This is a genomic window from Amycolatopsis heterodermiae, from assembly GCF_034929455.1.
GTDB lineage: Bacteria > Actinomycetota > Actinomycetes > Mycobacteriales > Pseudonocardiaceae > Amycolatopsis > Amycolatopsis heterodermiae.
On sequence record NZ_JAYFSI010000022.1, the window covers coordinates 92,199 to 102,725 of the forward strand.

Consider the following 10,527-nt stretch of genomic DNA (forward strand, 5'->3'; position numbering starts at 1 on the left):
CGGGCCTGACGATCACGCTAGGATCTGACATCAGTGTCAGGGGAAACCCTTCGTGTCACGGGTCACAACCGGGAGGACGTCGTGCGGATCGGCGAACTGGCGTCACGAGCAGGGGTCAGCGTGCGATCCCTGCGCTACTACGAACAACAGGGCCTGCTCACCAGCACCCGCAGCACCAGCGGGCAACGGCACTACACCGACAACGAAATCGAACGGGTCGCGTTCATCCAACGGCTGTTCGACGCAGGCCTGTCCAGCCGCACCATCGCCGATCTGCTTCCCTGCGTGGAATCCCCGAGCGAAGGCACCTCGGACGCCGCGTTCGAGCGGATGCAGCAGGAACGCGACCGGCTGACCCGGCACATCGCCGACCTCACCGACACCCGCGACTCGCTCGACGGTCTCCTCGCCGCGAACCGGGCGCACCGCGAAACCCTGCCGGCGGCCGCCGGCCGGTAGGCGCTCAGGTCGATTCGACCAGCTCGGCCATCCGGTCGAGGGTCCGGCGCATCGCCCCGCGTGCCGCCCACCGGCCCAAAGTGACCACCACGCGCAGCGGCTCCCGGCTCAGGTCCCAGCTCTCCCGGACCAGCGTGCCGTCGCCGTCCGGCTCGAACTCGTACCGCCAGATCCGGCCGCCGAACAAGACCAGGCGCCACTTGACCGAGTCTTCGTGCGGCCGGCTCTGCCAGGCGAACCGCCGGCCGGGTACGGCCTCGATCACCGTGCTCGTCATGACGTACTTGCCGCGCAGGTCCATCCGCATGCCGAAGTGGTCGCCGAGACCGAGCGGCCGGACCGGTGAGCTGACTTCGATCGCCTCGACCAACGAACCGGACCCGTCGATGTCCTTGTGCCGCAGGGGATCGGCGACCAGCGCGTACATCCGGCCCGCCGGGGCGGCGATGCGGCGTTCGACGGACACGACCCAGCGGCTCATGCCGCCACCCTATCCACCGCCGTCACGGATCGGTGATCACGGCGGGCCCGGAGCACGAGGACCAGGTTCGCGCCCAGCGCGGCGCCGACGATCCCCAGCACCGGGACGACGAACCCCGTTCCGGCCAGTGACAGCAGCCACGCGCCCGCCAGCGCGCCGGCGACCGCGGCCAGGGCGCCGGTGAGCCGGCCGCCCGAGCCCGGGGCGGCGAGGTACGCGCCGAGCCCGATCAGCAGCCCGGTGCCCGGCACCACCACGGTGGGACCGGCGATGAACCAGGAAGGCGCGAGCGTCCAGGCGTACAGGACGCCCAGGAACCAGCCGCCCAGGCCCAGCGGCAGCACGATCAGCGCCCGGACCCACCAGCGCGCCCCGCGCTCTGCTGTACGGCGCCGGCGGGCGAGCAGGCCGAGCACGAGCAGGCCGAGCAGCACCCCGCCGGTCGTCACGCCGACCAGCAGCCCGGCGATCGCAGACATGCTGAGCGGCACCGCGGCGAAGTCGACCGGGCGCCGGTCGAACTGTGAGCTGTCCACGCGGCCGGTGTCGAAGAACGTGGTCAGCAGGTGCTTGCCCGCTTCGGGCCGGTGTCCCCAGAAGTCGTCGGTGTGGCCCAGGCCCGGCAGGACCACCTGGTGTCCGCGGGACAGCGAGGGCAGCAGCTCCTTCGTCGCGTTGACCGGCGGCGTGGAGAAGTCGAGCTCGCCACCGATGAGCAGGGTCTCGACCGCGCTCGGCCGGACCGTGCGGTACGCGGCGTTTTCCGGGCTGTCCGGCCAGGCGTTGTAGAAGCCCGACGGGCCGCCCCAGAGGAAGTCGGTCGAGGCGTTGCCGAGGATCGAGCCGGGATCGCCGCCGTCGGCGTAGTAGCGCTTCGCGTCGGGGGCGTCGAGCATCGAGAAGGACGCGAACTCCCCCCAGACGGTGGAGGTCGGCAGGGCGAGGTCGGCGAGGACGGACATCGCCCACTTCGCGCTCGGCCCGCCGTCGAGGTAGGCGTCGATCGCCGCGGGCGCGTTGTTCGGCGCCGACGCGCTTCCGTTGTAGTGCATGGCGTACTGGCTCAGGACCCGCACGTTGGTGTCCTTGATGGCCAGCGGTCCCCACCGCGACGGCATCGTGGCGACGCCGTCGCGGATGGACGCCGCGAGGTCGGGGGTCTTCGCGGCGCAGGCGGCGTCCGCCCGGCACAGGTCGGCGTACTGCCCGAACTGGGCGTCGGTGGTCCGCGGGTTCCAGAGCAGATGGCCGGGCGGGTTGACCGAGATCATGGCCGAGCGCAGCAGCGAATCCGGGTGGCGCCACCCGTAGACCATCGCGGTCCGGGTGCCCGCGCTGGAGCTGACCAGGTCGATCCGCTGGTAGCCCAGGGCTTTCCGCGCCGACTCCATGTCGTCCACGCGCTGGGCGGCCGAGTAGCCGGTCAGGTCCACCCCGGAGCGTTGCAGCCGGTTCGCGCACTTGCCGAACGCCTTGCTGGTGGCGGGAAGGGCGTCGGCGCCGGTCATCCCGCCGGACGACTGCAGGGCGTCGGTCACCTCGGGGCAGTCCAGCCGCCGTGAGCCGTCGACGCCCCGGTAGCCGACGAGGACGACGTCGTGGTGGTCGGTGAGCCGGGCGGCCTGGGGGAAGTCCATGTTCGACAGTCCCGGGCCGCCGCCGAGCCGGAAGACCGGTTCGCCCGCGGGTTGCGCGGTGGCGCGGATCCGGACGACGGGCAGCGCGATCAGGCCGGACGCCGGGTTCGCGCGGTTCTCCGCGACCACCAGCGTTCCACAGTCGGCGGCCTGGGCCCCGGCTTCCGTGTCGAAGGTGCAGGGCTGGACGGTCAGGGTGTCCGGCGCGGCACCGCGCGGCACACGGGGGGTGCCGTCCGGCCAGAAGACGACGGTGCTCAGCACGATCAGGACGGCCGCGATGCTCGCGAAAACCACGACTCGGCGGCGGGGAGGGGGAAAGCGCATGGCGGCACGTTATGAGCGGCGACCACCCGAGGGCGTCATACCGGGCTGTGATCGCTTGTCCCTCCAGGGAGTGACTTCCGGCCGGTGCGCGCCGGGCACAATGGCCGGATGCCCAGCAGCACGAACGAAATGGCCCGCCGGTGGCGCGCCCGCACCGGCACGCACCCGGCGGAACGATCGCTGGCGCGCCAGTCGCTTCTGGTGGGCGCGTTCTGCCTGGTCATCGACGTGGCGAGCTTCGTGACGCGGGGACCCGCGCCGGGGCCGTGGAACGTGCTGCTGCTGGCCGGAATCGTCGTCGCGGACGCCGTTCTCGTGTCGTCGCCCCGGTATTCCGGCTGGGTCGCGCTCGGGCACGCGCTGCTGGTTCCCGCGCTCGCCTTCGTCCTCCCCGGCCGGAGCGCGAGCACCGCCGGCCAGCTGGTCAGCGCCTACCGCGCCGGGGCCTGGCTGCGCGGCCGGCCGGCCGGCGCGGCACTGGCCGTGCTGTGCGGCGGTGTCCTGTGCTCGCTGCTGATCAGCGGGCTGACCGCGCCGGCCTCGCTCGTGACCCTGGTGTCCGCCAACGCCTTGCTGCCGTGGCTGGTCGGGCGGTACACCACGGCGCGCAAGGCGCACGTGGACGAACTGCGCCACCAGCGGGAGGCGGCGCTGCGGGACGCGGAGGCCGAGGTGGCCGCGGCGGTGGCCAAGGAGCGCGAAACGATCGCCGTCAACCTGCACGACGTCATCTCCCACCACGTCAGCGCGATCGGCGTCCACGCCACGGCGGCGCGGCTGAACCTCGCGGCCGTGCCGGTGCCGGCCGACGGCTCGGTGCGCACCTCGCTCACCGCGGTGGAGCAGTCCAGCCAAGCGGCGATGGTCGACCTGCGGCGGCTGCTTTCCCTGCTGCACGAAGGTGATCGGTCACCGGAGCAGCCCGGCGCCACGATGCTGCCGGACCTGTTCGACGGCGTCCGGTCGTCCGGGCTGCAGGTGACGTTCGTCGTCTACAACGACCCGCACCCGCTGCCGCGGGCCGTCGACACCACCCTGTACCGGGTGGCGCAGGAGATGATGACGAACACGCTGCGGCACGGCGACGGGACCGCGGCGCGGGTCGAGCTCGACTACGGCGGCGACCACGTGGGACTCACCACCCGCAACCGGATCGCGGCCGCGGGCGGCTCCCCCGGGCTCGGGGTCGGTCTCGACGGGATGCGCAAGCGGGTCGAAACACTCGGCGGGACCGCGTCTTTCGGCGCGGCCGGGCACTATTGGGAGTCGAGCGTGACCATGCCCCTGGGAGGTGGATCGTGACCCTGCGCATCGTGATCGCCGACGACCACGCGATGTTCCGGTCCGGGTTCCGCGCGGTCCTCGACGCCCAGCCGGACATGGAGTGCGTCGCCGACGTCGGCGACGGCTACAGCGCCGTCGAAGCCGTCACCGCGCTGGACCCGGACCTCGCCGTCCTGGACGTGCGCATGCCCAAGCTCGACGGTCTCGCCGCCGCCCGCGAGCTGATGTCGTCCGGGCGGCGGGACCTGAAGATCGTCCTGCTCACCACGTTCGGCACCGACGACTACGTGCGCTCCGCGCTGGCCTCGGGCGTGAGCGGGTTCGTCCTGAAAAGCCTGCCGCCGGAAGAGCTCGTGACCGCGATCCGCGTCGCCGCCCGGGGCGACACCTACCTCGACCCGTCGATCACCAGCCGGCTCGCCCCGCGGCTGGCCGACGCGCTGGCCCCGGCCGTCCCGGACCGGGACCGGGCGCCCGGCCTGGACCGGCTCACCGCGCGCGAGCGCGAGGTGTTCCTGCTGATGGCCACCGGTTTCTCCAACACCGAAATCGGTGAACAGCTCTACGTCGGCGAACAGACCGTCAAGACGCACGTCTCGCGGGTGCTGGCCAAGCTCGGGCTCCGGGACCGGGTGCACGCCGTGCGCTTCGGCCACCACCACGGCCTGATCGAGCCCCACGACACGTCGGGCTTGTGAGACGCACTCGCCGTCACAGCTGCCCGAGGTGCTCGTCGCCCTCCGGCAGCGGGCTGACGGTCTGGATGATCGGCGGCGCGGCGAACAACCCGCCGATCGCGGCCGTGAGCGCGGCCAGGGCCGGTGCCTTCTCGTGCTCCCGGAACGCCTCGGCCGAAACCCACTTCTCGATCAGCACGAACGTCGACGGCGAGCGCGGATCGCGGTGCAGGGCGTAGCGCTCGCAGCCGGGCTCGCCGTGCACGGCGCGGACCGCGACGCGGAACGCTCGCTCCACCTCGTCCTCGTGACCTTCCTCGACGACCAGGGTGACGACGTTGACGACCGCATCGTTCGAGCTCACGGAACCCTCCGAAATCGCTGACGGTTAACGCGATCGAAGGTACGAGCTGACACCAGTGTCAGCTGAAGGGCTTGGTGACGACCGTCACCGGCGCAGTCCGGCGAGGGCCGCGTCGAGGATCGGCTGCCGGTACTCCTGGTCACCGGGGATCTTCGCGACGGCCATCACGAGATCGAGGATCTGGCCGAGGTCGAGGCCGGGATCGATCTGCCGCGCGTCCTGCGCGGCGGCGAGCAGCGGCCGGCCGGCCGCGAGCAGCCGGCCCCGGGTCTGGAAGACCGGGTCGGTGGTGTCGGTGTGCTCGAGCAGCCCCATGACGACCGGCCGCTTGGTGGTGACGTACCGGAAGAACCGGCGCAGCCAGGCCGTGAGCCGCTCCCCCGGGCTGTCACCCTCGACGGTCCCGGCGGCGGCGCAGACCTCGTCGACCTCGTCGACGAGCAGCGCCTCCAGCAGGTCGCGGCGGGTCGCGAAGTTGCGGTAGAGGGTGGCCGAGCCGACCCCGGATCGCCGGGCGATCTCGGCCATGGACGTCTCGGCCCCGGTGGCGGCGAACGCGGTGCGTGCCGCGTCGAGGATCCGCTGGCGGTTGCGGGCCGCGTCGGCCCGCTTGGCGGGCGGCTGGTCGGTCATTCAGGCGTCCTTGCGTAAGTGGGGAGGGTCCCCATATCATCCGGGCACCCTCTCCGTTTCTCTCGGAGACTCTATCGAACCCGCCCGAGGATCCGCCATGAGCATCCCGAACACCCCCGTTCACCGCCGGCTGGTGCTGGCGATCTGCTGCCTCAGCGTGGGCGTGACCGGCATCAACCTCACCATCGTCAACGTGGCGCTCCCGTCGATCGCGGCGGACCTGCACGCCTCGGTCAGCAGTCTGCAGTGGACGGTCGACGCCTACTCCCTCGTCATGGCCTGCCTGCTCGTGCTGTCCGGCTCGATGGCCGACCGCTTCGGCCGCAAGCGGATCTTCCGGCTCGGCCTGTCGCTGTTCGCCCTCGGTTCGCTCCTGTGCGGCCTCGCACCCGGCGCCGGGTGGCTGATCGCCTTCTGCGGCCTGCAGGGGGTGGGCGGCTCGATGCTCAACCCGGTCGCGATGTCGATCATCGTCAGCGTGTTCACCGACGACCGGGAACGGGCGCGGGCGATCGGCGTGTGGGGCTCGGTCATCGGGGTCACCATCGCGGCCGGGCCCGTGCTCGGCGGCGTGCTGGTCAGCGGGATCGGCTGGCGATCGGTGTTCTGGGTCAACGTCCCGATCGGGCTCGCCGCCCTCCTGCTCACCCAGCGGTTCGTCCCCGAGTCCCGTGCCGCCCGCGCCCGCGCGTTCGACCCGCCCGGCCAAGCGCTGATCGTCGTCCTGTTCGCGTCGATCATCGCCGCGACGATCGAGGGTCCCCGCCTCGGCTGGGCCGACCCCCTGATCGCCGGACTGGTCGTGCTCGCCGTCCTGGCCCTCCTGGGGATCCTCACCGTCGAGCGCCGGCGCGCCGAGCCGCTGATCGACCTGCGGTTCTTCCGCAGTCCCCCGTTCTCCGGCGCGAACGTGATCTCCGTGATGATGTCGGCCAGCCTCGGCGGGTTCCTGTTCCTCAACACCCTCTACCTCCAGGACGTCCGCCACTTCGGCCCGCTGCACGCGGGACTGATGATCATCCCGATGGCCGCGGGCCAAGCCGTCGCCGCGAACCTTTCCGGACGGCTTCTCGCCGCCCGTGGCCCCCGCCTCCCCCTCACCCTGGGCGGCGCGCTGCTCGCCGCCGGCGGCTTCCTGCTCGTCCCGCTGACCGAGCACACCGAAAGCGCTTACCTGCTGGCCACCTACGCCGTTTTCGGCCTCGGCGCGGGCCTGGTCGGCCCGCCGGTCACCAACACCGCCGTCTCCGGGCTGCCCCGTGACCAGGTCGGTGTCGCCGGCGCGCTCGTGGCCTGCGCCCGCCAGTTCGGCGTCGCCATCGGCGTCGCCGTCACCGGCTCGATCGTCGCCGGCACCGGCACCGCCTTCGTCGGCGCGAGCCACGCGGCCTGGTTCGTCCTCGGCGGCTGCGGCCTCGTCGCACTCGCCCTCGGCGTCCTCTCCACCAGCACCTGGGCCAAGACCGCCGCCACCCGCAACGGCCGCCGCCTCACCCCGAGCCCCGACCCCGAATCCGCCGGGGTCCGGCGCTGAAACCGCACTGCGCGCACAGCGATCACTCTTCAGTGAAAGAAATCGGCGGAATCGCACCGGACGGCCCACCCGGCCGCACGAAAAAAGACGCAAACGAAGAGTCACTGCTCCGTTCGACGGAAAAACAAAAGGCACTCGAACGGCCTCACCAACAACTCACTGAATCAGCCTAGTAACCATCCGTTCGTTTAACGCGATTTTCACACCACATCCTCAATCAGTGAAAGAAGCGTGAGAACGAATGAGACGCAGGCTATGGGCGTGCGCCGCAGTGACGGGAATCGCGGCTCTGCTCGCGAGTTCCGTCCCGGCGAACGCCGTGAACGGGAACCTTCCGGGCGGGACGAGCATCGCGGTGGACATCACCGGGCCCGCCGACAACGCCGTCGTCCCGCCCGGGCCGGTGACGGTCACCGGAACGGCGGCGGTCGGCACCGGCGTCGCGGTCAAGGACACCGCGCTGACCTACGTGCTGGACGTCTCCGGCAGCACGGCGTCGAGCTGTTCGAGCACCAACGTGCTCGGTTGCGAAATCATCGCAGGCAAGAACCTCAACACCAACGCCGCGAGCGCGAACACGGTCGTCGGGCACGTCGGCGCCGTCGTGTTCGGCTCGTCGGCCGCGCCCGCGGACGTCGTCCCGGCCGCCGGGGACCAGTTGCTCACCGGCCCGGCCACCGACGCCAACACCAACGGCACCCGTGACGTCGACGAGGTGCTGAACTCGGCCGTCATCGGCGGGGTCGGGCAGTTCACCTCCAAGAGCGTCGGCAGTGGCACCAACTACATCGCGGGCATCGGCTCCGCGACCACCGTCACCAACGCCCAGACCGAAGCCCGCAAGATCGTGGTGTTCATGTCGGACGGGGTCGCCTCGGGCGACGTGCGGCCGGCCGCGGGCGCGGTCCCGGCGGACGTCACCTACTACACCTTCGCCGTCGGCGCGGGCTCGAGCTGCGCCGGCACCAGCTACAACGCCAGCCTGCAGGCCATCGCGGACCTCACCCACGGCACCTGCACCGCGGTGCCCGACCCGGCGAACCTGCCGAACGTGGTGCCCGGCCTGATCAGCGCGAAGCTGACCGGCCTGACCCTGAAGGTCGACGGCGGCGCCGCGATCCCGGTCACCAACGTCACCCCGGGGCTGCCGCAGACCGGCCCGGCGTCGGTGAACTTCACCGTGCCCACCCCGCCGCTCGGCGCGGGCACGCACGAACTGTGCGTCACCGCGGCCGGCACCGACGGCGGCGGCGCGGGCGCGGTCACCGACTGCACGCACGTGCTCGTCAACGGACCTCCCGTGGTCTCCGCGGGTGGCCCGTACACCGGTAACGAGGGCTCGGCCGTGCCGATCACGGGCACCGCGACCGACCCGGACAACCCCGGCGTGGGCACGACGTGGACCATCACGCCGTCCTCCGGCGTCGACCCGGGCACCGCGTGCACGTTCGGCAACACGCACGCCCTGTCGACCACGGTGACCTGCAACGACGACGGCGTCTTCACCCTGACGCTGACCGCGGACGACGGCGTCAACCCACCGGTCGTGAAGACCACCACCGTCACCGTGGCCAACGTTGCCCCGGCCGTCACCATCACCGCACCGGCCGACGGCGCGCTGGTGAGCCCCGGCACCCCGGTCGCGGTCACCGCGCCGTTCACGGACCCGGGCAGCCACGACACGCACACCTGCACCGTGGACTTCGGTGACGGCGGCGCGCCCGTGGCCGGCACCATCACCGGCCCGACCTGCCAGGCGAGCCACAGCTACACGGCCTCGGGCAGCCACACCGTCACCGCGCGGGTCGCCGACGACGACGGCGGGGCGGGCACGGCCGTGACCCACGTCGTGGTCAACGCCGCACCGGTGGTCACCGCGGGCGGGCCGTACTCCGGCCAGGAGGGCACCGCGGTCGAGATCGCAGGCACCGTCACCGACCCCGACGGGCCGGACCTGACCACGCACTGGACGATCGCCCCGGCCTCGGGCGTCGACCCGGGCGCGGCCTGCACGTTCGGCAACGCCGACGCGCTGTCCACCACCGTCACCTGCGACGACGACGGCGTCTGGACGCTCACCCTGACCGCGTCCGACGGTATCGCCCCGCCGGTCGTCAAGACGACGACGCTCACGCTGAGCAACGTCGCCCCGCACGTGACGATCTCCGCACCGGCGGACGACACGGTGTTCACCCACAACGCCCCCGTGGGGGTCACCGCGCCGTTCACGGACGTCTCGACGCACGACACGCACACCTGCACCGTGGACTACGCCGACGGCAGCCCGGTCGTCACCGGCACGGTCGCGCAGGGCCCGGGTTCGGGCACCTGCACCGCTTCGCACGGCTACACGGTTTCCGGCACGTACAACGTGCTGGTGAAGGTCACCGACGATGATGGCGGTTCCGCGACCGCCGTGGCCAAGATCATCGTCAACGACCCGCCCGTGGTCGTGCCCGGCGGCCCGTACGCGGGCAACGAGGGCGCCGCGGTGTCCCTCGGCGGAACGGTCGTCGATCCCGACGGCCCGCCGTCGGCGGTGCACTGGAGCATCGCCCCGCAGTCCGGAGTGGACAGTGGGACGACGTGTTCCTTCGGCAACGCCGACGCCCTGGCCACCACGGTGACGTGTGACGACGACGGCGTCTTCACGCTCACCCTGAGCGCGAACGACGGCCTGCACCCGGCGGTCGTCCAGACGACCACGCTCACCCTCGCCAACGTCGCACCGGTCGTGGGCATCACCGCGCCCGCGGCCGACAAGGTGTTCGGCCACGACGCGCCGGTGGCCGTCACCGCGCCGTTCACCGACGCGGGCAAGCACGACACGCACACCTGCACGGTGGACTACGCCGACGGCGGTCCGCCCGTCACCGGGACGGTCGCGCAGGGCGCCTGCACGGCCTCGCATGCCTACACCGTCTCGGGGACGTACACGATCACGGTCAAGGTCACCGACGACGACGGCGGGGCCGGCACCGCGACCGTGCGGATCGTCGTCAACGACCCGCCGGTGGTCGCCACCGGCGGTCCGTACACCGGGAACGAGGGCGGTGCGGTTTCGCTCACCGGCGGGGGCACCCCCCCCCACCGCCCCCCCCTCCCCCCCCACTGGGGCCTCCCCCGGCGGC

At 72.0% G+C, this 10,527-nt stretch carries 9 protein-coding genes; 5 read left to right on the forward strand and 4 right to left on the reverse strand.

Annotated features, from left to right (window positions below; all coding sequences use genetic code 11):
- The first annotated feature begins 81 nt into the window (after nt 1-81).
- Entirely contained in the window at nt 82-459 is a 378-nt protein-coding gene (locus VA596_RS48310; RefSeq protein WP_323337380.1) for a MerR family transcriptional regulator, read from the forward strand.
- A gap of 4 nt (nt 460-463) precedes the next feature.
- On the opposite strand, the gene VA596_RS48315 is transcribed toward VA596_RS48310, so the two are convergent.
- Nucleotides 464-940, reverse strand: a complete 477-nt coding sequence (locus VA596_RS48315) for an SRPBCC family protein (protein WP_323337382.1) — start codon at nt 938-940, stop codon at nt 464-466.
- Entirely contained in the window at nt 937-2,904 is a 1,968-nt protein-coding gene (locus VA596_RS48320; RefSeq protein ID WP_323337384.1) for an alpha/beta hydrolase, read from the reverse strand. The genes VA596_RS48315 and VA596_RS48320 overlap by 4 nt, the downstream gene beginning before the upstream one ends.
- Before the next feature lie 108 nt (nt 2,905-3,012).
- On the opposite strand from VA596_RS48320, the gene VA596_RS48325 reads away from it, so the two are divergent.
- Both VA596_RS48325 and VA596_RS48330 read left to right on the forward strand, forming a co-directional pair.
- Nucleotides 3,013-4,206 (forward strand): sensor histidine kinase, encoded by a 1,194-nt coding sequence (locus VA596_RS48325; RefSeq protein WP_323337386.1) that lies wholly within the window; start codon nt 3,013-3,015, stop codon nt 4,204-4,206.
- Nucleotides 4,203-4,886, forward strand: a complete 684-nt coding sequence (locus tag VA596_RS48330) for a response regulator transcription factor (RefSeq protein WP_323337388.1) — start codon at nt 4,203-4,205, stop codon at nt 4,884-4,886. Before VA596_RS48325 ends, VA596_RS48330 begins: the two co-directional genes overlap by 4 nt.
- A gap of 13 nt (nt 4,887-4,899) precedes the next feature.
- Here the strand turns inward: VA596_RS48330 and VA596_RS48335 are convergent, their stop codons facing one another.
- On the reverse strand, nt 4,900-5,229 hold the full coding sequence (locus VA596_RS48335) for a putative quinol monooxygenase (RefSeq protein WP_323337390.1): 330 nt from the start codon (nt 5,227-5,229) through the stop codon (nt 4,900-4,902).
- 84 nt (nt 5,230-5,313) lie between these two features.
- On the reverse strand, nt 5,314-5,862 hold the full coding sequence (locus tag VA596_RS48340) for a TetR/AcrR family transcriptional regulator (RefSeq protein ID WP_323337392.1): 549 nt from the start codon (nt 5,860-5,862) through the stop codon (nt 5,314-5,316).
- A 97-nt stretch (nt 5,863-5,959) separates the two neighbouring features.
- Here VA596_RS48340 and VA596_RS48345 point away from each other — a divergent pair, with 97 nt between their 5' ends.
- Together VA596_RS48345 and VA596_RS48350 are read left to right on the forward strand one after the other, a co-directional pair.
- Entirely contained in the window at nt 5,960-7,396 is a 1,437-nt protein-coding gene (locus tag VA596_RS48345) for an MFS transporter (RefSeq protein WP_323337393.1), read from the forward strand.
- A 271-nt stretch (nt 7,397-7,667) separates the two neighbouring features.
- The coding region (locus VA596_RS48350; protein ID WP_323337395.1) for a PKD domain-containing protein at nt 7,668-10,527 on the forward strand (2,860 nt) is incomplete at its 3' end.